The sequence below is a fragment of the Bradyrhizobium sp. NBAIM03 genome (genome assembly GCF_020194055.1).
In the GTDB taxonomy this organism is placed as follows: Bacteria; Pseudomonadota; Alphaproteobacteria; order Rhizobiales; family Xanthobacteraceae; genus Bradyrhizobium; species Bradyrhizobium yuanmingense.
Genome location: NZ_JADYVS010000001.1, coordinates 270,263 through 291,469 on the forward strand (window position 1 = coordinate 270,263; position 21,207 = coordinate 291,469).

Below are 21,207 nucleotides of genomic sequence, written 5' to 3' on the forward strand. Positions count from 1 at the left end.
GACGCGATCGTAGCCCGCATGGAGCGAAGCGGAATGCGGGGACAGTTTTTCCCGGATTGCGCTTCGCTCCATCCGGGCTACTGGCAAATCGGGCTATTCGTCGATGTACTCGTCGTCTTCCCGCTTGTGCATCGTGCTCTTGCGAGCACCGAGCGAACCGGTCACCGACGGCTCGCGCCCGCTCGCATAGGGTCTGCGCGATTGCGCGCGCGAGGCGACCTCTTCGCCCGACACCGCGGCCGGCTGGCAGATCAGGCGGCGGCTGGCGCGGCGCATCAGATCGACATGGATGTGATCGTAGTGAAAGACGTTGGAGCCCGGCGCCAGCACGGTCGTGAAATGCGCGCAGGCCCCAGCCTGCACGTCGCGCAGGAAGCCCTGCTCTTCCGGCATGCCGCGCCAGCCGTCCTTGATGGTGATGCGGCGGCCGTCGGCGAGCACGAAGGCGGAAATGTCGAGGGCGTTGCCGAAGGCGTGCTCCGAAATATGGGCCCGCGAATTGCCGTTCATGCCGCGGCAGGAATAGGCGGAGATCTGCTTGATCTCGGCGACGCGCACGCCGAACCAGCGCATCGCCGACGGCTGCACCGTGTCGGCGAGCCAGCGGTCGAGCTCGGACACGATCGGACAGGCGAGCGTCGCGGTCGGCTTGATCGCGACGGGACCGACGCTCGTGACGGGATTACCCTGCGCAGGACCAAGACGCGGCAGCGGCTGCTGCGCCGGCGCCTGCGAGTAAGGCGCCGGACGAGCCGGATAGCTCGGTGTGTTCATGTAGCGCGCCGCCCCCGCGGCATCGGTGCCCTCGGGCGGCAGGTCGATCTCGTCTTCCTGCGCGGCCACGCCGGGGGCGTTGAGCGACATCGGTCCGGTCGAGGTGCCGTAGCCGGTGGGCTGGCGCACCGCGCTCTCGGGATAGTTCGAGGGCTGCGGATGGGACGATGCGGGATAGGACGATGTTGGATAGCCTTGGCTCTGCGGATAATTCGACTGCGGCTGCACCGGCCAACGCGGCTGGTTGCCGATGCTGCCGGGCGGACGCAGCGCCTCGTCGGCAAAGCCATAGGTGCCGGAGGCTTCGCCGATGGCGGCGACCTTGAGCGGAAACTCGGCGCCGCAGCTGCCAGGCCCGGAGATCGGGTCGATGCGGACGATGTCCGCACTTTCCTTGACTGCGCCCGATTTCAGGCATGCGGCTTCTGCCTCGGCCCGCCAGGGTTCGCGTTCGGCCTGGAAGAAGCCGCGACCGCAACCCGCTAGCGAAACAAGGACGATGGAGCCGACGAGATACAAACGAACTCCGCGCGTCATGCACGCACGTTCGATGAATTTACTTAAAGACTCTTCAACGTGTTGATTTCAGTGTTCTTTAACCATACCGGGCGCGGCGGCACCGGTTGCTGCCGATGACGAGCGACAGCGAGCCTGACTTTTTCGAAAAGAGACTTTCTGTTAACCATAAGGGCTGCGCGCCAAGCAGCGCGCACCGAGGGAGCGACCTCATGACGTTCGCCGGCAGATTGAGCGTGATCACCGCCTACCTCGCCATGGCCTTCGTCGGCGCCATCGTGCTCGGGATGATTTAGACTCAAAGCACACAGTGACTCTCTTCCCTTCTCCCCTTGTGGGAGAAGGTGGCGCGCGAAAGCGCGACGGATGAGGGGTTCTATCCTCGCGGCACAGTGCTTGTGGAGACAACCCCTCACCCAAGTGAATTCGTGTCGACCAGCGGAGCTGCCCTCTCCCACAAGGGGCGAAGGCACAACAATGCGCATCGCCGCGAGCTACGACCGCGCGCTCCATTGAGGTGACGTCGTGATCAGCTCCTCCCGCGGCGCTTCGACCCGCGTCCAGTCGTTGCCGGAGCACCAGAAGCGGCCGAGCGCGCAGGCTTCGACGTGCAGCTTGCCGGAGCTCTTCAGCGTCATCGTGGCGTAGTAGGTGTTGCCGCTGGAGCGGCTGTAGATGCTGCCGGTCCAGACATTGTGCTTCTTCGGCTTCATGTGGACGAGCACGCTCTCGCCGCGGCTCGACGCTTCACTGAGCGCGTAACCGCACAACGCAGCTCCACAGCGCTCGATGCGGACCGTGCCCTTGGCACCTAGACTCTCCCATTCGCCGAGCAGCGCGTGGCCCTGGTCAGTGCTGATCTGCGCCACCGCTGCAGTCTGATTGATCTCGGTGCTCGGAACGATGACCGGCGGCTCGATGCGCGGCGGTTCGAGCGCGGCGGTCTTCGGCTGGTCGATGCGCTCCAGGTCAACCCGCGGCGGACCGGGGCTCAACGTCTCCAGTCTCGAAATCTCCAAGCTTGGCGCCGGCGGCGGTGCAACAGGCTGCGACGACGCCGCGGCAAGAACGGGAGGCGCCGGTGGCGGCACCACCACAGCCGCTTGTGGCGGCTTGACCGCTGCCGCCGGACAAGCCGGCTGCGGCGCCTGGATCATCGGCGCGGGCGCCGGCTGCACAGTTCGTGCCGTGCCGACATCGTCCGTCGGCCTGAGGTTGCGCCTGGAGGCCACCGTGATACAGGACGCGGATCGGCAATTGCGCGGCGCCTCGACATGAAACCGGCTGCCGCCGATCGAGAACGTGTAGGAGCCGGCCTGCGCCGTCGGCGCGACCGCCAGCAGCACGATCGATGTGCCAAGACAGGTGGCAAGCCAGGTTGCAAGCCGCTGCATCTGCGTTTCCCTCGGTGTCGCGACGACGTTACGCAGCGCAGGCGCGGCTGAATGTGCGCTGCATCACCCAGGCGTTGTTCGCTCGTTGTGACGCCCATCACAGAACGCCCGACCGCCGCGGCGTAGGGTCGAACCACGCTTCATTCACCAGCGACACCAGTCCATATCGGGACCGCGCTATTTTCGGAGGTTGTCATGAACAAGCTCTCCATCGCCGCCACCGCCCTCTTCCTGGCTTCGACCGCCGCCGCGCATGCCGGCAATTCGATCTCGTTCCAGATCGAGGGCCAGCACATCCGCATCGAGACGCCGCGCAACTGCGCTTCGCTCAATTGCGTGACCATCGTCGCGCCGGGCCTGTCGGACAAGCCGATCAAGCTGAACAACATCAACCTCAAGGGTCTTGGCGGCTCCAAGGACGATGACGACGACACCACGCCGGCTCCGGCGCCCACGACGACGCAACCCACGCCGGCTCCCGTGCAGCAGCAGCCCGTGCCGCAAGCGACTGCGCCGGCAGCGCCAGCCGCGCCCGCTGCCCCAGCCGCGACCGCTGCCGCCGCTCCTTCTGTCGGCTACGACAGCTCGCAGCCTGCTCCTGTTGCTGCGCCTGCCCCTGTTGCCGCCCCCGCTCCGGTCGCCGCGGCTCCCGCGCCGGCTCCGGTGGCTGCCGCGCCCGTGGCCGCAGCGAACTCGCCGATCGGCATCTGGGCGACCGAAGAGAACAAGGGCAATGTCCGCGTCGAGCAGTGTGGCGCCAATCTCTGCGGCTTTGCCGAGAAGACAAATGAGCGCATCCTGATCAACATGAAGCCCGAAGGATCGAAGTGGAGCGGCCGCATTCGCGATCCCAACTCCGGCCGCAATTACGACTCCACGATCTCGATGAAAGGTCCGAACGTAATGCGCGTGCAGGGCTGCGCCTTCGGCGGCATGTTCTGCGGCGGCCAGACCTGGAAGCGCGTGAGCTGACCCGCGGAGCGCATCGCGAAAAGTAGACAACTCTTCGTCATGCCCGGGCTTGTCCCGGGCATCCACGTTCTTCGTACCGCAATCAAGACGTTGATGGCCGTGCCTTCGCCGCGCCGTAGCGGCTTCGTCCGTGCAGGCGGGACAAGCCCGGCCATGACGGAAGGATAGCTAGCCCCTGCCCCGACGACAGACGTTCATCCACCATTCAGCCACACCCCGTTGAAATCGCCCGATCTCGCCTCACGCTCTCACCGGGACTCCTTCGTGACATCAATGCTGGCTTGGCGCCGCCTCGTATTCGCGCTCGCCCTGCTGGCCTTGCCGCTGGCAGGCGCTGGTGTAGCGTGCGCATCCGAGACGATCGAGTTCGCACAGGCGCAACCGCAAGCCCAGCCAACGCCCGCGCCTTCGCCGACGCCGACGCCGACGCCGGCACCGTCTGCAGACGCACAGCCCCCCGCCGTCGAGCCGATCGGCAACGTCGCGACCGTGACGGGGATCGCGACCGTGATCCGCGACAAGAATTCCTATCCGCTGCGCGTGCGCGACGATATCTATCTCAACGACATCGTGCAGACCTCGTCGAACTCCGCGCTCGGCATCACCTTCAACGACGCCACCACGTTCAACCTCTCGGCCAGCGCGAAGATCACCATCGACAATTACGTCTATGACGACGGCGGCAAGCAGAATTCGGCGATCTTCGACGTCGGCAAGGGCACGGTTGCCTTCGTGGCGGCCGCGGTGGCGAAGACGGGCGACATGAAGATCACGACGCCGACGGCAACGCTCGGCATCCGCGGCACCACCGGGGTCGTCGACGTGCCCGAAGGGGCGGCGGCGAACCGGGCGCGCAACGTCAACATCAAGCTCTATCCCGACGCCGACGGCCGGGTCGGCCACATCGATGTCGAGGAACGCGCGAGCGGCGCGCGGCTCGGCGCGCTGACGCAAGCCGCGAGCGGCTTTGCGATCCGAGCGGGCGCAGCCACGGCCGGCGGCATGCGCTTTGCTGCCGTGCCGATCATAATTCCCGCGCAGCAGATCGCGCGCGACCGCGGCTTCGTCGGCCAGGTGCATCTGGCGCAGACTGCGGGCCGGCAGATCGTCATCGAGCAGCGCGACTTCCGTCGCGCCAATCCGGCTGCGCTCAGCCGCATTCCGCGGCCGGCACAACCGCCGCAGCAGCAACAATTGCGGCCGACGACGACCCCAGGGCAATTGCCGCAGCAACCGAACGGGCAGCGTCAGGATAACCGTCCGGGTCAGCAGCAGCCGGGCACGCCGGGCCGGAAGGGACTACAGCAAGGCGTGCAGCCGCCGCAGCGGCAGGGACAAGGACAGCACGGCGGCGCGGTGCAGCCGGGCATGCCGCGTGCCGGGCAGCCGCAACACTTGCAACCGCAGCCCGGCCAGCCGCGAGGTGCCGGCCGTCCACGCGTACCGCAGACCCTGCCGCAGCGTGGTGGACAGATTCAGCCCGGAGGAATCGTGCCGCCGCAACCGGGCGGGACACAGCAAACAGGTCCGCAGCAGCCATTGCCGCGCACAGGATTGCAACCGGGCCAGCCTCCGGCTCAACAACCAGGTATGCAGCGCCCCGGCGGCTTCCAGCCACGCCTCCCCGCCGCGCAACGTCCCGCAGCGCCGCACAGACCCGCGCCCGCTCCGAAGGAGAAGGAGCGGCGGTAGTCTTCCTTCTCCCCTTGTGGGGGAAGGTGGCGCGAAGCGCCGGATGAGGGGTTCTATCCACTCGCCGGACCCGCTCGTGAGGATAGAGACCCCTCACCCGTCTCGCCGCTATTGCGGCGAGCCACCCTCTCCCACAAGGGGAGAGGGTGCACCTTCAATGCCGCACTGAAATTGCGCGTAAGTAACTCACGCTTCGCCGCGCAGCCAAGCCTTCACCTTCCGCAACAGGCCGTGCCGCAATTCATCGACGGATGCTGCTTCCGCTTGTGTCAGCGTCTGCAAAGATGCATGGATGTCGTCTTTCGCCAACGGCGACACCGGCTCGGAAACCTGCTCCGGGGCGAACAGAGGCGCCAGCCCTGCCGCCGCGAGCGCGATCGGTCCGATCTGAGTCAGGAAGACGCGTTCGTACTCGCGCGACAGACGGGCGATCGCGTCGTCCAGCGTCAGCCAGTCGACCGCCTTGATGTCGTTCATCAGCTTGCGGACCGGCCCGCCGTCGGCCTCCATCCTCCAGTAATGCACGACCTTGGAGCGCCCGCCGGACTGATAGACCAGCGTGCCCAGAAATTCGTGCACGGCCACGTCGTGGCCGGTCTCCTCCAACACCTCGCGGTGCGCGGCTTCCCTCGGCGTCTCGCCGTCGTCGAGCTTGCCCTTGGGCAGGACCCATTCGTTGCGCTTGCGCTGGCGCACGACTGCAACCAGCGGCACCGGCGCGCGCCGCAACACAATACCACCCGCCGCCATGACCGGCGCCCGCGCCATCGTCACATCCGTATCGATCGAATCGTCCCCGCCCGACGATATAGGCGGCGGGGGCGGCGGATTGAAGGCTACTTTCTCCTGAGCAGCGCTTGACCGGCGCGAATGCGTGTGCCCTCGGCAATGCCGTCGCAGAAGGAGAAATCGCCGGGCGCGAGGATGATGATGGTCGAGCCGTGCTCGAACCAGCCGAGCTCCTCGCCTTTGCTCACGTTGACGTCGCAGGGAAAATTGACCGAGCCGCGCGTCTGCGCGTTAAGCACCATGTCGAGGAAGTGCAAGCGGATGCTCGCGACCAGGATCGCCGCCACCGGGACCAGTGTCACGGCTTCGCCGGTCGACAAATGCGTGCGGATCACCGCGCGCTCGTTCTTGCAGAACAGGCGCTCGACGCGCTTGAGCGCGATCGGGTTGACGTTCCAGACGTCGCCATGGATCAGCGTGACCCGCTCGATGTGCGCGTCATAAGGCGCATGGAAGCGGTGATACATGCTCGAGGTCAGCCGCAGCGTGACGAAAGAGCCGTTGCGGTGCTGCTCGACCAGCGCGGAATCGCCGACGAGATCGAGCAGCGAATAGGGCGCGCCCTTGACCTGGAACAGCTCGGTGTCCGCGATTTTCCCGTGAGCGCCGACGATGCCGTCCGAGGGGCTCGCCACCACTGCAGGATCAGGATCGAACGGCCGCAGGCCCGGCTTCAGCTCCCGGGTGAAGCAGTCGTGCAGACTCTTGAACTGCGTCTTGCGCGCCTCCGACAGATCGAGGTCGGAGAACAGCTTCCACAGCGCGATCGAGAAATCCCGCACCAGGGCATTCTCGATCTTGGAGAACCAACCCATGAAGCGGGTCAGCGCCGCGCGGGGGATGCGGTTGGTCAACAGGAAGTTGAGATCTTCCTGCTGGGTGAAAGAGGCGATGAGGGCTTTGACTGTCATGAATCTGTCAGCTCACAGGTTTAGCGCTTGTTGTCATGGAAACGACACTCCCGATTCTCTCGATGTCCGTGGCCGCCGCAGCGTCCGCTGCCGCCGTCCTCCCGAAGATCAAGGCGCGGGTCGAACTCTCCCGCGCCAAGCACCGCTCGCTCGCCGGGCACTCCAAGATGTCGCGCCGGGTGGCGCGGCTGCTGCCGTTCTACGAGTTCGAGGGTGATCAATACTTCGCCTGCGACGGCGCGCCGGCGAACATCGCAGCGCAACGCAAGGACGCCTTCTTTCGTCTCGCCAGGCTTTACGCCGAGCGCTACCCCAAGGGTCGCGCGATGACGAAGGAGGCCGCGGAGACGATCTCCGATCTGAACTTCACCGAGAGCTACCGCGTGCCGTTCCAGTTCTCGCGTCTCGTCCGCAAGCATCTGGGCACCTCGACCTTCATGGAGTCCTCGCGCGGCGTCACCGTCACCGACGTCGACGGCAACACTGCTTACGACCTCACAGGCTCCTACGGCGTCAACATCTTCGGCAACGACTTCTACAAGGAGTGCATCGAGGGCGCCGAGAAGCGCGCGCATGCGCTGGGCCCCGTGCTCGGCCCCTACCATCCCGTCATCCTCGAGAATGTGCAGCGGCTCTGCCAAATCTCCGGCCTCGACGAAGTCTCGTTCCACATGTCCGGCACCGAAGCCGTGATGCAGGCGGTGCGGCTGGCGCGCTACCACACCAAGCGCACGCATCTGGTTCGTTTCGCCGGCGCCTATCACGGCTGGTGGGGCGACGTGCAGCCGGGCGTCGGCAATCCCATTCCTGCGCATGAGACCTACACCCTCGCCGAAATGTCGGAGAAGACGCTGCATGTCCTGCGCACGCGCAAGGACATCGCCTGCGTGCTGGTCAACCCGCTGCAGGGGCTGCATCCCAACGCCAACGCGCCCGGCGATTCCTCGCTGGTCGATTCCTCGCGCGGCGGCAACTTCGATCGCGCGGCTTACACCGAATGGCTGAAGAAGTTGCGCGAGGTCTGCGACCAGCGCGGCATCGTCCTGATCTTCGACGAGGTCTTCGTCGGCTTCCGCCTCGCCGCCGGCGGCGCCCAGGAATATTTCGGCGTCAAGGCCGACATGGTGACCTACGGCAAGAGCCTCGCCGGCGGCCTGCCGGTCGGCGTGGTCTGCGGCAAGCGCGAATTGATGCGGCGCTTCCGCGACGACCGCCCCGCCGACATCTGCTTCGCCCGCGGCACCTTCAACTCGCACCCCTACGTCATGACGGCGATGGACGAGTTCTTGAGCCGCCTCGCCAGCCCGAACTTCCGCGCCGTTTATGATGGGCTGGAGGAGACCTGGAACGGGCGCGTGAAGAAGCTCAACCAGATGATGCAGGATGCCGACCTGCCGGTGCGCTTCGCCAACTTCTCCTCGATCTGGACGGTGAAATACACCACGCCGTCCCGCTACAATTGGATGCTGCAATATTACCTGCGCGCCGAAGGCCTGGCGTTGAGCTGGGTCGGCACCGGACGGCTGATCTTCAGCCTCAACTACACCGACGCCGACTTCACCGAAGTCGCCGACCGCTTCGTCCGCGCCGCGCAGAAGATGAAGGCCGACGGCTTCTGGTGGCACGATGGCGTGCTCACCAACAAGCAGATCAAGCGCCAGATCCTGAAAGAGATGCTGGCCAAGCGCTTCGGGCGCTGAGGCTTTCTGACACTTGGCCCCGATCACCGCTCGCCCTTCTCCCTCGCCCCGCTTGCGGGGAGAGGGTCGGGGTGAGGGGGACTCTCCGCGCGTGCGGTGAGCGTTGACGCACGACAATCTGGCAGCACCCCCGCGGATAGCCCCCCTCACCCGAATTTGCGCTCCGCGCAAATTCGACCTCTCCCCGCACGCGGGGAGAGGTGAAGGAAGCACCGCGTTCGCAGTCCCCAACACGTGGATGCCCGGGACAAGCCCGGGCATGACGTAGCCATCAGACATCGGAGCCTGTCGCGTGCGCCGCGCGCTTCAAGCGTGCTGCTCTTCGAGCACGGGCTCCTCGATGAAGCCCAGCGTGTGCTCGGGATTGAGGTGCAGGCCGGGATCCATCAGCTCGCCGCGCATCAAAGCGAGCGGAGCACCGCGATAGAGCATCAAATCGTGGAAGGGATCGGTCAGGATCTTGGTCATCCAGACGAGGCCGGTCTCGACGTCGCGGATGAAGAACAGGTGCACGGTGCGGAACAGCAGGCCGCCGCCGCCGACCACGAGCCAGATCTTCGCCACCTGCCGCATGAAGTCGGTCGCGCTCTGCCAGGGCGTGAAGATGCCGAACAGGGTGGGATCGACGACCAGCACCAGCGGCGACAGCGCCCAGATCGCCATCAGCACCACTTTGCGCTGCAAATTGTAGCCGACCTTGATCTCTTCCTTGTACTCGTGCGTCGCCTGATTGATGTGGTCGTAGGTGTGCGGCTCGAAGAAGAAATGGCCGGCCTGGCGCGAGGTCATCGACACCAGCCAGCCGACCAGCGCGGAGACGACGGGATCGATGAACAGCCAGACATAGGCGAAGAGGAAGCTCAGCGCGCTGACGAAGTGCAGGCTCTGATTGATGCGGCTGTGGTGATAGTAGCGATGGTCGTCCCAGCGCTGGATCCGCAGCTGCTCAAGATAGTTCTTGATCATGCTCATCCCCAAAATTCTTTCGGGTTCAGGATTTACAGAGATTCGATGTAGGCCGTGTGACATCATCATTTTGTCATGTGACGATGTGCAGCGGCGCGATGACGCACGCGACGCGTGAGCTCAAGCCGCCTTGGCGACGTCGACCTTGCGGAAGCGCACCAGCGAGAAGTGTCCCAGCGGCGGAATCAAGCGGCGCTCGGCAAGCTCGATGCCGTGCGCGCCGGCGAGCCATTTGGCGTAGCGCGACCAGGCGAACTCGGCGGTGCGGAAGCCGAGCGGACGCACCACCGGCTGCAGCTTCTGCTCGATGAAGCGGCGCATGCCGGTGTCGGCGCTGACGCGGGTGAGGATGATCAATTCGCCGCCCGGACGCAGCACGCGGGCGAATTCGTCGAGCGCCTTCTCCGGGTTCGGCACGGCGGTGACGACGTATTGCGCCATCACGACGTCGAAGGAATTATCGGGGAATTCGAGCTTCTCGGCGTCCATCACCGCGAGGCCCTCGACGTTCTTCAGCTTCTGCTCCGTCACGCGGCGGCGCGCCTTGTCCAGCATCGCTTCCGAAATGTCGGTGCCGAAGATGCGCAGGTTCGGCGCGTAGAGCGGCAGCGAGATGCCGGTGCCGACGCCGACCTCGAGCACGCGGCCGCCGATCTTGTTGGTGGCCGCGATCGCCGCCTGCCGGCCCTTGGCGAACACGCCGCCGAACACGAGATCGTAGACCGGCGCCCAGCGGTCATAGGCCTGCTCGACCGTGCCGCGCGTGAGGTCGAGCTGCTGGGTGCCGTCAAGGTTCATGATCTTAGCCATCGATGAGGTTCTCGCTGTGGTTCGAATAAACGGTCAGCCGCGCACCGGCCGCCGCGCCATGCGAGGCGAGGCGCGCAAGGAGCGGCTGGGCTGCAGTGAGGTGAGGTTGCCGACGAACTGGCGCGCGCTGTTCTCCCAGGAGCGCTCCAGCGCGAAGTTGCGGCAGGTCTCGCGTGACATCGTGAGCGCGCGCAGGCAGGCGGTGCGCAGATCGTGGTCGATCGCGCCGATCGGGTGATCGGCAATGACGTCCTTCGGGCCCGTCACCGGAAACGCCGCAACCGGCGTGCCGCAGGCGAGCGCCTCGAGCTGCACCACGCCGAAGGTGTCGGTCAGGCTCGGAAACACGAAGACGTCGGCCGCGGCGAGATGGGCGGTGAGATCCGCCCCCTTCTTCTCGCCGAGGAAGACTGCGTCCGGATATTTCTTCTCCAGCGCCGCCTTCTGCGGACCGTCGCCGACCACGACCTTGGTGCCGGGCAGGTCGAGCGAGAGGAACGCTTCGAGATTCTTCTCCACCGCCACGCGCCCCATCGTCATGAAGATCGGGCGCGGCAGGTCGAGCTGTGCCGGAGCGTCGGGATGAAACAGCCCGGTGTCGACGCCGCGCGTCCAGAAGCCGAGCCGCTTGAAGCCGCGCTCGGACAGCTCCTGCCGCAGCGAGGGCGTCGCAACCATGGTCATGGCGGCGGCATCGTGGAAGTGGCGCAGCACCGCATAGCCGACGCCCGCCGGGATGCCGGTCCGCACCGAGACGTATTCCGGAAAGCGCGTCGTGTAGGAGGTGGTGAAGGCGAGCCGGTTGCGGCGGCAATAGGCGCGCGCCGCCCAGCCGATCGGGCCCTCGGTCGCGATATGCAGCGCCTCCGGCGCGGCCTTCTCGATCCGCCGCGCGATCTCCTTCGCCGAAGGCAGCGCAAAGCGCAGGCCCGGATAGGTCGGCAGCGGCCAGGACGGAAAGCCGTCGGGGGTGAGGAAGTCGATCTCGACGTCGAGGGTCTTGGCCGCATTCGCCAGGGAGGTCAGGGTGCGGACCACACCGTTGACCTGGGGATGCCAGGCGTCCGTCGCGATTAATACCCGCATGGGAAAATCCCGAGAGTTTGATGATTCTCAGGCATCGACCATCAACGAAGGATATTTCAGGCGTGTGACGTCACAGAAGTGTCGGCGCGCTGTTTTGTTCGTTAACGAGCCGGCGGGGCCACGAAACTGTCATGAAACAATTCTTGCCGCCGTGAAACCGTTTTCGGTTTTCCGCGCAAATGTCCCGAAACGTTTTGCCGTTAGGAATTCAGGCAACGGAGCACCGCAACGGTGCCGCGGTGAGCAAAACACCGAGCAAACAGGGGCGATCACATGTTCAATCTGGACACGAAGACGTTTTCGCGCGCCGTTGCACTCAGTGCCGTCGCGGTTTCCGCAATCGCATTTGCAGGTGCAGCCAAGGCCGCGCCGGTGCAGATCTTCCCGTTCTTCCAGCCGCTGCCGCCGATGACCGCGCCGCAGCCGCTGCAGCCGTATCAGCCGTCGTATCAGCCCTATCAGGCGCCGACCTACCAGACCGAGCCCGAGGATCAGGACGCGGTCGAGCTGCCGGCCCGCTTCCGCCGCCAGACCGTCTCTTACGCGACGCGCGAAGCGCCGGGCACGATCATCATCGATACGCCCAACACCTATCTCTATTACGTGCTCGGCAATGGCCAGGCATTGCGCTACGGTATCGGCGTCGGCCGCGACGGCTTCACCTGGTCCGGAATCCAGTCGGTGAGCCGCAAGGCCGAGTGGCCGGCCTGGACGCCGCCGCCGGAAATGATCGCCCGCCAGCCCTATCTGCCGCGCCACATGGCCGGCGGCCCCGGCAATCCGCTCGGCGCGCGCGCCATGTATCTCGGCGGCACCATCTACCGTATCCACGGCACCAACGCCCCCGAAACCATCGGCAAGCGCGTGTCCTCCGGCTGCATCCGCATGACCAACGAGGACGTCACCGACCTCTATTCCCGCGTCAACGTCGGCACCAAGGTGATCGTGCTGCCGATGACCGAGCGCCGCGCAGACCTCGGCGCCGCGAGCCGCTGAAGCGACAGGACAACGTAACGCGAACGGCCCCGGAACCCACCGGGGCCGTTTTCGTTTGCCCTGACATCCCGTTGCGCCTGTTGCGGCGCAATCCCCGATGGAGGCGCAAATGCGACCACGAAGGCAACCCTCGCCAAGCCCATGGCTGCACGCCCTCGCCGGCGCCGGAGCACTGACGCTGCTCGTGTCCGCGCCCGCCTCGCTCGCGCAGCAACCCGCGCCTGACGACGCCGGCAAGCAGGCTTTCAACAATTCCTGCCGCACCTGCCATTCCATGAAGGAAGGCGACAATCGCCTCGGTCCCAATCTCAACAAGATCGTCGGACGCAAGGCCGGCTCGCTGCCGGACTACAATTACTCCTCGTCCATGAAAGAAGCCGGCTTCGCCTGGGACCAGGACAAGCTCACCCGCTTCATGGTCAAGCCGGACGAGGTCGTGTCCGGCCACAAGATGCAGCCCTATGGCGGCATCTCGAAGGACGAAGCGGGTAAGGTGGTTGCGTATCTGCAAGCGGCGGGCGGAACGCAATAGAAGGCGCCACCGTGGGGCAATTGGCTTGCGAGGTGCGGCCATCCTTCGAGACGCCCGCCTCCGGCGGGCTCCTCAGGATGAGGGCTGCGTGCGCGGCCTCATCCTTGCAGCAAGCCTGGAACGTCAGTTAGCCTCTTCCTGAGGAGACCGCGAAGCGGTCGTCTCGAAGGACGAGGCGTTCACGATGACAGACGGCGCATACCTCTACATTCTCCAATGCGCGGACGGCAGTTACTACATCGGCACGACCCGCACCGAGCTCGAGATCAGAGTCGCGCAGCACAACGCCGGCACGTTCGAGGGCTACACAAAGTCTCGTCGACCCGTCACTCTGGTCTTCTATCAATGGTTCGATCGCATCACCGACGCAATCGAATGCGAGCGCAAGCTCAAGAAATGGAGCCGCGCGAAGAAGGAAGCGTTTATGCGCGGCGACTTCGCCAGGCTGCATGAGCTGGCAAAGCGAGGATCACATCATCCTTCGAGACGCCCGCCTCCGGCGGGCCCTCAGGATGAGGCCTGAGTGCGGGGCAGCTCTCTAGCCGCGGCTCCGATGTCGATTAGCCTCATCCTGAGGAGACCGCGGAGCGGTCGTCTCGAAGGACGAGGCGTTCACACCGGCGGCGCGCTTACCGGCTGACCGCGCCCCGCCATCAGCCTCAGCCACGCCGCGGCGTGGAACGCGCTCATCAAGAGATACATCGGCACCATCCCGCCGAGCAGAGAGCCCTGCCCGGCGCCGCACAGCATCTCCGCGGGCCCACCCCCGGGCAAAGCCGTCAGCACGGCCATGATGGCGAAGGTCGGCGTGGCCGCCAGCCCCAGCCATCTGGCGAGGTGGCGCGCGGCCGCGACGCCGTCGGGGCTGGCGCTGGGGACCGCGCTGACCGGACCGGTCATTTCCGCTCTCCCGCGGCCTCCTCGCGGAAGGCTTTCTCGCCGGCGTCCGAGATCTCCACCCATCGCTTGTCGGGCGCGGCGCCTTCGGTGTAGCTGTCGTGCCAATTCCACCATTTGTAGGTCGGGGTCTGGGGGTAACCTTCCGGCGAATCTTCCCACACCTCCTGGCGGCCGAGCGGGGTGATGTCGAGATAGTTCCAGGTCCCGCCCATCTGCTCGTCACCGCGGCTCTTGACGAAATAGGTGCGGAAGATGCGCGTCCCGTCGCGGTAGAACACATTCGTCCCGTGCCATTCGTCGACGCCGAAATCGGCATCGAAGCTGTCGGTGATGGTGACCCAGGGCATGATCCAGCCCATCCGCTGCTTCAGCCTGACGATGTCGGCTTGCGGCGCGCGCGAGGCGAACACCAGCGTGGTGTCGCGGGCATTCAAATGCGAGACATGGGCGACCTGGTCGGCCACCATGGAGCAGCCGCGGCAGGCCTGATCGGGCCAGCCGAACACGCCGGGCTCGAAGAAGGCGCGATAGACGATCAGCTGCCGCCGGCCCTGGAACAGGTCGTGCAGACTGAGCTTGCCGCCGGGCCCCTCGAACGCATAGGTTTTGTCGACAGCCATCCACGGCATGCGGCGCCGCTCGGCGGCCAGGGCGTCGCGGGCACGGGTATGCGCCTTCTCCTTCACGAGCAGCTGCAGACGGGCCGCCTCCCAGTCCTGCGGCGACACCACCGGCGGTGTCTGCATGGCGGTCTTTCCGTTGGTTCCTGCTTTTTCTGCTGATGTCATCATGACTCTCCAAAGCTTTTGCTCGACGTCCTGCCAACGACTTCTGGCACCAAGCGGTTGCGCGGTGGGAGTAACAAGTGTGGCGGGATTGACATGGAATCGCTGATCACTGCCGCTGCGCGCGCGTTAGAGGCCGGCGATCCGCTCGGCGCCTTGAACCGCGTCGCGCTGCGCAACGATGCGCCGTCGCTGGCGCTGCGCGGCATCGCGATGGCGCAGCTCGGCGATCTCGCCAAGGCCAAGTCGCTGCTGCGCACCGCCGCGCGTGCCTTCGGTCCGCGCGAGGCGGTGGCACGCGCAAGATGCCTGGTGGCCGAAGCCGAGATCGCGCTGGTCTCACGCGATCTGAACTGGCCGGTGAAGACGCTCGCGGCGGCACGCGCGACGCTCGAACAGCACGGCGATCTCGTCAATGCCGCCCATGCGGGCCATGTCGAGGCCCGCCGCCTGCTTCTGGTCGGGCGCCTCGACGAGGCCGAGCGCACCCTCGCCGAAGTCCGTCCCGCCATGCTCCCGCCCGCGTCGCAGGTCGTCCGCGAGCTCGTGCTCGCCGGCATCGCCATCAGGCGGCTCAGAACGAACGACGCGCGCACAGCGCTCGGCCGCGCGGCTCACGCGGCGCGCCTTGCAGCCATTCCGGCGCTCGTGGCCGAGGTCGACAGCGCGAGCCTGATCCTCGACACGCCGGCAGCACGCCTGATCGCCCGCGGCAGCGAACATCCGCTGTTGCTGGGAGAGGTCGAACGTCTGGCGACCTCGACGGCGCTCGTCGTCGATACCTTCCATCACGTCGTGCGGAGGCAAGGCGTCGCGGTGTCGCTTGGAACGCGTCCCGTGCTGTTCGCGCTCGCGCGTCTCCTGGCGCAGGCATGGCCTGCGGATGTCTCGCGCGAGACGCTGATATCCGGCGCCTTTCAAGCCAGGCACGCCGACGAATCGCACCGCGCGCGCCTGCGCGTCGAGATCGGACGACTCCGCACCAAGCTCGCGCCGCTGGCCGATATCAGCGCGACGAAGCAGGGCTTCGTGCTGGCGCCGCGGAAGACGCGCGACGTCCTCGTGCTGGCGCGGCCCGTTGAGGAGAAGCACGCCGCCGTCCTCGCCTTTCTTACCGACGGCGAGCCATGGTCGAGCTCGGCGCTCGCGCTTGCGCTTCGCATCAGTCCGCGCACCGTGCAGCGCGCGCTCGAGGAGCTGGCGCGGTCGGGCAAGGTGCAGTCGTTCGGACACGGACGGGCGCGCCGCTGGATGACGCCGCCCGTTCCGGGTTTCCCGACAGGCTTGTTACTCCCCACGCCGCTCCTGAAGACGTAGGATGCGCGTTAAGCACAGGGAGCAAGCACATGAAACGTTCAGCCGCCGAGATCGTCACGGAGTATGGACCCTTTCCAGGCGTCGAGGCCGTGCATGGCGTCACCTATGACGGCACGCGCGTCTGGTTCGCTTCCGGCGACAAGTTGAACGCGCTCGATCCGGCCGACGGCAGGATCGCGCGCTCCATCGACGTCGCCGCGCATGCGGGAACGGCGTTCGACGGACGGCACCTGTTCCAGATCGCCGAGGACCGCATCCAGAAGATCGATGCGGCCTCGGGCAAGGTGCTCGGCACCATTCCGGCGCCCGGCGGCGGCGGCGATTCCGGCCTCGCCTGGGCCGAGGGCTCGCTCTGGGTCGGGCAATATCGCGAGCGCAAGATCCATCAAATTGACCCCGAAACGGGGAAGATCCTCCGCACCATCGAGAGCAAGCGCTTCGTGACTGGGGTGACCTGGGTGGACGGCGAGCTCTGGCACGGCACCTGGGAGAACGAACAGAGCGATTTGCGTCGGATCGACCCGGAAACGGGACAAGTGATCGAGCAGATCGACATGCCCGCCGGCACGATCGTGTCAGGCCTGGAATCGGACGGCGGTGACCGTTTCTTCTGCGGCGGAGGCAATCGCGGCAAGGTGAGAGCGGTCCGGCGCCCGCGGCAAAGCTAATCATGCGTCTGGCGTGACGGCACGCCGACGGCGCGTCACAATCCGTAACCTGTTCGCCCCAATTCCACCCAACGGGTGCGCTCTAGCGCCCTCCTCGCCCGCCCTGTAGAATCCCCGTCCGGGCGACTTGGGGGATTGATGCGTCTGACGTGGAATCTGAAGACTATTCTGATCGGCGTCGCAGTGCTCGCGGCGTCGTTCTTCATCAGCCTCAAGGCGATGGACTTGCTGGCGCCACGCGCGACGGATTCGGCGCCGCCGGTCGCTCAGCTGCCGCCGCTGCCGCCGGCCTCGAAGAGCTCCATCGTGATCGCGCCGGTCGCCATCGCGCTGTCGGCGATCCGCGAGCAGGCCGAGAAGGCCGCGCCGCGCAATTTCGCCGGCAAGGCCGACAACCCGATCTCGCAGATCCTGGAGAATGCCGATATCGGCTGGTCCGCCGTCCGGGGCCCGATGGCGGCAGCCGGCGACAAGGACGTGCTGACGATCTCGACCCCGCTCACCGGCAAGCTCAACGTGACCGGCTCGCTGTCGTCGAAAGCCACGGGCGCGCTTGGCGATGCGCTCGGCAGCGTGCTCGGCGGCGACGCCGCGAAGCGGATCGGCGCGGTCAACATCAAGAACCTGAACGCGAGCGCGGAGATCAAGGGCAACGTCGTCGTCACCTCGCGCCCGAAGCTCGCCGCCGCCTGGTATCTGGAGCCCAATCTCGGCGCCCAAGTCAATCTCGGTGACACCAACCTCAACGTCGCCGGCGCCAAGGTCAACGTGCCCGCGCAGGTCAAGCCGCTGATCGACAAGACCGTCGGCGAGCAGATCAACGCCGTCTCCGAGCGCATCCGCAACGATCCCAGCCTGCGCGAGAATGCCAAGGCGCAATGGATCAAGGCCTGCCGCTCGATCCCGCTGCAAGGATCCAGCGCCTCGGCGGCGCTGCCGCCGCTCTGGCTCGAGATGAAGCCGGTGCGCGCGATCGCGGCGCAGCCGCGCGTCGATGCGCAGGCCGTGACCTTGCTGCTCGGCCTCGAAGCCGAGACGCGCGTGACCTCGACGCCGACCAAGCCGGACTGTCCGTTCCCCGACAAGATCTCGATCGTGCCGCCGACCGGCACAGGCGTGAATATCGGCGTGCCGATCGACGTGCCTTTCACCGAGATCAACAAGCTGATCGCAGCGCAGATGGTCGGCCGCACCTATCCGGAGGACGGCTCCGGCCCGGTCGACGTCACCGTCAAGAGCGCCAACGTCATCCCGTCGGGTGACCAGCTGCTGATCTCACTTCTGGTGCGCGCCAAGGAGAAGAAGAGCTGGTTCGGCCTCGGCGCCGAGGCAAATGTGCACATCTGGGGCCGGCCGGTGCTCGACCAGGCGCAACAGACGCTGCGGCTCACCGACATCCAGCTCGCGGTGGAATCCGAGGCCGCGTTCGGCCTGTTGGGCGCCGCTGCACGCGCAGTCGTCCCGCAGATGCAGCAGGCGCTGCTGCAGAAGGCAACCCTGGATCTGAAGCCGATCGCCGCCAACGCCCGCGAGAAGATCGCCGCCGCGATCGCCGACTACCAGAAGAGCGAGGACGGCCTCAAGGTCGAGGCCAGGATCGACAGCCTCACTCTCGCCGACATCGCCTTCGATTCCAAGACCCTGCGCGTGGTCGCGGAAGCCGGCGGCTCGCTGAACGTATTCGTGACGAAGCTGTCGGGGATGTAGCGCGTCCCTGCGCATCGCAGGGCCGTCGCATGTGAGAGCTCTTCCCTGCGGCCATCCTTCGAGACGCCCGCTTGGGCGGGCTCCTCAGGATGAGGGCGGAGTGCGCGGCAGCTGTTGCAACGAGCACGGACGCCGATGAGCCTCATCCTGAGGAGGCGCGCAAGCGCCGTCTCGAAGGACGAGGCGTGCGTGCAGGCGCCGCCACCCGTCAGAGGCGGTTGTCCCGCCACTCGCCGGACCCGCACAATTCCTCGTCGCTTGCGCCGCTGGCATTCTCGCTGCAGGATGCTAATCTCGCACGCGCATTGTAGGGGACACCGCGAGGACAACATGGAAGCCGGCATGGTCACGCCTGCGCCGGCGCTGGTGCGTTTTTCCGGCATTCAGAAGACCTATGATGGCGAGCATCTCGTGGTGAAGAACCTCGACCTCGACATCAGGAAGGGCGAATTCATCACCCTGCTCGGCCCGTCGGGATCGGGCAAGACGACCACGCTGATGATGCTGGCCGGCTTCGAGGTGCCGACCCATGGCGAGATCTACCTCAGCGAGCGGCCGATCAAGAACGTGCCGCCGCACAGGCGCGACATCGGCATGGTGTTCCAGAACTACGCGCTGTTTCCGCACCTGACGATCGCGGAAAACATCGCCTTCCCGCTCTCGGTTCGCAAGTCGAGCAAGGCGGAGACGCAAGAGCGCGTCAGCGCGGCGCTGCGCATGATCAAGATGGAAACTTTTGCGCACCGGCGGCCCGGGCAATTGTCCGGCGGTCAGCAGCAACGCGTGGCGCTGGCCCGCGCGCTGGTGTTCAATCCGCAGCTCGTGCTGATGGACGAGCCCCTGGGCGCACTGGACAAGCGGCTGCGGGAGCAGATGCAGCTGGAGATCAAGCAGCTGCACGAGACGATGGGCATCACGGTCGTCTATGTCACCCACGACCAGAGCGAGGCGCTCACGATGTCGGACCGCATCGCCGTATTCAACGACGGCATCGTGCAACAGATCGACCGCCCCCACGCGCTGTATGAGCATCCCGTGAACAGCTTCGTCGCCCATTTCATCGGCGAGAACAATGTGCTCGCCGGCACCGTAGAAACCGTCGAAAGGGATTATTGCCGCGTCGCGCTGGCCGGTGGCGGCACAGTCGCCGCACGGGCGGTCAACGTGTCAGGCGCGGGCGCATCGACCTCCCTGTCGGTGCGGCCGGAGCGTGTCGCAATAATTCCCAATGGCAATTCCAGTGAGGGACCGAACCGGCTGCCGGCAAAAGTGCAGAACACCATCTATCTCGGCGACCACGCGCTGGCCGTGCTGGATGTGGCCGGCAACGCCGAGTTCATGGTCAAGCTTCAGTCGGGAGCGCATCACGGCCTAATACACGGCGAAAGCGTGTTCATCACTTTCCGCCCGGAGGACTGCCTCGCCCTCGATCCTGTCTGATCCGTCGGCGGCAAAGCTGAACACTCGATGTCAACGCAACTCACATGAAGAAGGAACGAAGACCATGCTGAAGCGCAAGATTGCTCTGGGTTTCGCCGCGGCACTGGGCGCCAGTGCTGCGTTGGCCAATCTCGCGGAGGCGCGTGACCTCACCGTCGTCTCGTGGGGCGGTGCGTATCAGGAGGCCCAGAAGAAGGTCTATTTCGAGCCGTTCAAGAAAGCATCCGGCATCGCGATGAACGACGAATCCTGGGACGGCGGCGTCGGCGTGCTGCGCGCCAAGGTGCAGGGAGGCGCCGCCACTTGGGACGTCGTCCAGGTCGAGAGCGATGAGCTCGCGGTCGGCTGCGAGGAAGGCCTGTTCGAGAAGCTGGACTATTCCAAGATCGGCGGCGAGGCCGCCTATATCCCGCCTTCGGTCAATCCTTGCGGCGTCGGCGCCATCCTCTACGATTTCGTGCTCGGCTACGACAAGGACAAGCTGAAGGAGGCCCCGAAAGGCTGGGCCGACTTCTTCGACACCAAGAAGATTCCGGGCAAGCGCGCCCTGCGTCAGGGCCCGAAGACCACGCTGGAGATCGCCCTCATGGCCGACGGCGTCGCACCGAAGGACGTCTACAAGGTGCTGGCGACCGACGAAGGCATCGAGCGCGCCTTCAAGAAGCTCGACACCATCAAGGGCGACCTCGTCTGGTGGAAGGCCGGCGCGCAGCCGCCGCAATTGCTCGCCTCCGGCGAGGTGGCGATGACCTCGGTCTACAATGGCCGCATCGACACCGCCAACAAGAACGAGAAGAAGAACTTCGGCATGGTGTGGGACGGCGCGCTGTTCACCCTCGACAGCTGGGTCATCCTGAAGGGGAGCCCGAACAAGGATGCGGCCTACAAGTTCCTGGATTTCGTAGGCAAGGCGGAGAACCAGTCCAAGCTGTCGGAGAACATTGCTTACGGGACGTCGAACAAGGACGCCGCCGGCCGGCTCGCACCCGCCGTCCTGAAGGACCTGCCGACGGCGCCTGACAACATCAAGAACGCGGTCGAGATCAACGTGGCCTTCTGGCTCGAGAACATCGATCGCCTGACCGAACGCTTCAACAAATGGGCCGCGAAATAGCACGCGAACAACTCGCCCGTGGCGCATCCTTCGAGACGCCCGCCTACGGCGGGCCCTCAGGATGAAGGTCTGAGTCTGTGGCAGCGACGTTACTGGCACCAATGTCAATGAGCCTCATCCTGAGGAGACCGCGAAGCG

The 21,207-nt window shown here is 65.8% G+C and carries 21 protein-coding genes; 12 read left to right on the top strand and 9 right to left on the bottom strand.

All coding sequences use genetic code 11. From position 1 onward, the window contains the following. Positions 1-93: 93 nt before the first annotated feature. A complete protein-coding gene (locus I6F21_RS01180; protein WP_225182673.1) occupies positions 94-1,311 on the bottom strand; it encodes an extensin family protein in 1,218 nt (405 codons plus the stop codon). Positions 1,312-1,406: 95 nt separating this feature from the next. Between I6F21_RS01180 and I6F21_RS01185 the strand changes: the two genes are divergently transcribed. Further along, positions 1,407-1,586: a hypothetical protein gene (locus I6F21_RS01185; RefSeq protein WP_158284424.1), complete on the top strand. Its 180-nt coding sequence runs from the start codon at positions 1,407-1,409 to the stop codon at positions 1,584-1,586. A gap of 198 nt (positions 1,587-1,784) precedes the next feature. Here I6F21_RS01185 and I6F21_RS01190 read toward each other — a convergent pair whose 3' ends face one another. Further along, positions 1,785-2,684, bottom strand: coding sequence for a DUF2147 domain-containing protein (locus tag I6F21_RS01190; RefSeq protein ID WP_225182674.1), 900 nt, complete (start codon positions 2,682-2,684; stop codon positions 1,785-1,787). Positions 2,685-2,879: 195 nt separating this feature from the next. Between I6F21_RS01190 and I6F21_RS01195 the strand changes: the two genes are divergently transcribed. Together I6F21_RS01195 and I6F21_RS01200 are read left to right on the top strand one after the other, a co-directional pair. After that, a complete protein-coding gene (locus I6F21_RS01195; protein ID WP_225182675.1) occupies positions 2,880-3,656 on the top strand; it encodes a DUF2147 domain-containing protein in 777 nt (258 codons plus the stop codon). A gap of 273 nt (positions 3,657-3,929) precedes the next feature. Further along, positions 3,930-5,348 (top strand): FecR domain-containing protein, encoded by a 1,419-nt coding sequence (locus tag I6F21_RS01200; RefSeq protein ID WP_225182796.1) that lies wholly within the window; start codon positions 3,930-3,932, stop codon positions 5,346-5,348. 186 nt (positions 5,349-5,534) lie between these two features. On the opposite strand, the gene I6F21_RS01205 is transcribed toward I6F21_RS01200, so the two are convergent. Next, positions 5,535-6,116 carry an NUDIX hydrolase gene (locus I6F21_RS01205; RefSeq protein ID WP_036028428.1) on the bottom strand — a complete coding sequence of 194 codons (582 nt, stop codon included), beginning with the start codon at positions 6,114-6,116 and terminating at the stop codon, positions 5,535-5,537. A 68-nt stretch (positions 6,117-6,184) separates the two neighbouring features. Continuing rightward, positions 6,185-7,048 carry an archaetidylserine decarboxylase gene (asd, locus tag I6F21_RS01210; protein WP_036028430.1) on the bottom strand — a complete coding sequence of 288 codons (864 nt, stop codon included), beginning with the start codon at positions 7,046-7,048 and terminating at the stop codon, positions 6,185-6,187. A 35-nt stretch (positions 7,049-7,083) separates the two neighbouring features. Between asd and I6F21_RS01215 the strand changes: the two genes are divergently transcribed. Next, positions 7,084-8,748 (top strand): aminotransferase class III-fold pyridoxal phosphate-dependent enzyme, encoded by a 1,665-nt coding sequence (locus I6F21_RS01215; RefSeq protein ID WP_225182676.1) that lies wholly within the window; start codon positions 7,084-7,086, stop codon positions 8,746-8,748. Between the two features lie 306 nt (positions 8,749-9,054). On the opposite strand, the gene I6F21_RS01220 is transcribed toward I6F21_RS01215, so the two are convergent. From I6F21_RS01220 to I6F21_RS01230, 3 genes are all read right to left on the bottom strand, one after another. Continuing rightward, positions 9,055-9,714, bottom strand: coding sequence for a hypothetical protein (locus I6F21_RS01220; protein WP_225182797.1), 660 nt, complete (start codon positions 9,712-9,714; stop codon positions 9,055-9,057). A gap of 120 nt (positions 9,715-9,834) precedes the next feature. Further along, positions 9,835-10,524 (bottom strand): methyltransferase domain-containing protein, encoded by a 690-nt coding sequence (locus tag I6F21_RS01225; RefSeq protein ID WP_036003432.1) that lies wholly within the window; start codon positions 10,522-10,524, stop codon positions 9,835-9,837. 33 nt (positions 10,525-10,557) lie between these two features. Then, on the bottom strand, positions 10,558-11,610 hold the full coding sequence (locus I6F21_RS01230) for a glycosyltransferase family 1 protein (RefSeq protein WP_057026948.1): 1,053 nt from the start codon (positions 11,608-11,610) through the stop codon (positions 10,558-10,560). A 273-nt stretch (positions 11,611-11,883) separates the two neighbouring features. Between I6F21_RS01230 and I6F21_RS01235 the strand changes: the two genes are divergently transcribed. The 3 genes from I6F21_RS01235 to I6F21_RS01245 all read left to right on the top strand — a co-directional run bounded on the left by I6F21_RS01235 (position 11,884) and on the right by I6F21_RS01245 (position 13,661). Then, positions 11,884-12,606 carry a L,D-transpeptidase gene (locus I6F21_RS01235; protein WP_225182677.1) on the top strand — a complete coding sequence of 241 codons (723 nt, stop codon included), beginning with the start codon at positions 11,884-11,886 and terminating at the stop codon, positions 12,604-12,606. A 97-nt stretch (positions 12,607-12,703) separates the two neighbouring features. Further along, entirely contained in the window at positions 12,704-13,138 is a 435-nt protein-coding gene (locus I6F21_RS01240; protein WP_036028446.1) for a c-type cytochrome, read from the top strand. Positions 13,139-13,322: 184 nt separating this feature from the next. Next, positions 13,323-13,661 (top strand): GIY-YIG nuclease family protein, encoded by a 339-nt coding sequence (locus I6F21_RS01245; protein ID WP_225182678.1) that lies wholly within the window; start codon positions 13,323-13,325, stop codon positions 13,659-13,661. An 89-nt stretch (positions 13,662-13,750) separates the two neighbouring features. Here the strand turns inward: I6F21_RS01245 and I6F21_RS01250 are convergent, their stop codons facing one another. Both I6F21_RS01250 and I6F21_RS01255 read right to left on the bottom strand, forming a co-directional pair. Continuing rightward, positions 13,751-14,038 (bottom strand): hypothetical protein, encoded by a 288-nt coding sequence (locus I6F21_RS01250; protein WP_036028447.1) that lies wholly within the window; start codon positions 14,036-14,038, stop codon positions 13,751-13,753. Then, entirely contained in the window at positions 14,035-14,829 is a 795-nt protein-coding gene (locus I6F21_RS01255; protein ID WP_036028450.1) for a thioredoxin family protein, read from the bottom strand. Before I6F21_RS01255 ends, I6F21_RS01250 begins: the two co-directional genes overlap by 4 nt. Positions 14,830-14,919: 90 nt before the next feature. On the opposite strand from I6F21_RS01255, the gene I6F21_RS01260 reads away from it, so the two are divergent. The 5 genes from I6F21_RS01260 (at position 14,920) to I6F21_RS01280 (ending at position 21,069) form a co-directional block, all read left to right on the top strand. Beyond that, on the top strand, positions 14,920-16,140 hold the full coding sequence (locus I6F21_RS01260) for a helix-turn-helix domain-containing protein (RefSeq protein WP_225182679.1): 1,221 nt from the start codon (positions 14,920-14,922) through the stop codon (positions 16,138-16,140). Positions 16,141-16,169: 29 nt separating this feature from the next. After that, positions 16,170-16,808 (top strand): glutaminyl-peptide cyclotransferase, encoded by a 639-nt coding sequence (locus I6F21_RS01265; RefSeq protein ID WP_057026952.1) that lies wholly within the window; start codon positions 16,170-16,172, stop codon positions 16,806-16,808. A 138-nt stretch (positions 16,809-16,946) separates the two neighbouring features. Next, positions 16,947-18,515 (top strand): DUF4403 family protein, encoded by a 1,569-nt coding sequence (locus I6F21_RS01270; RefSeq protein WP_225182680.1) that lies wholly within the window; start codon positions 16,947-16,949, stop codon positions 18,513-18,515. A 330-nt stretch (positions 18,516-18,845) separates the two neighbouring features. After that, positions 18,846-19,955 carry an ABC transporter ATP-binding protein gene (locus I6F21_RS01275; protein WP_225182681.1) on the top strand — a complete coding sequence of 370 codons (1,110 nt, stop codon included), beginning with the start codon at positions 18,846-18,848 and terminating at the stop codon, positions 19,953-19,955. Positions 19,956-20,019: 64 nt separating this feature from the next. Continuing rightward, positions 20,020-21,069, top strand: coding sequence for an ABC transporter substrate-binding protein (locus I6F21_RS01280; RefSeq protein WP_225182682.1), 1,050 nt, complete (start codon positions 20,020-20,022; stop codon positions 21,067-21,069). The last annotated feature ends 138 nt before the right edge of the window (positions 21,070-21,207 follow it).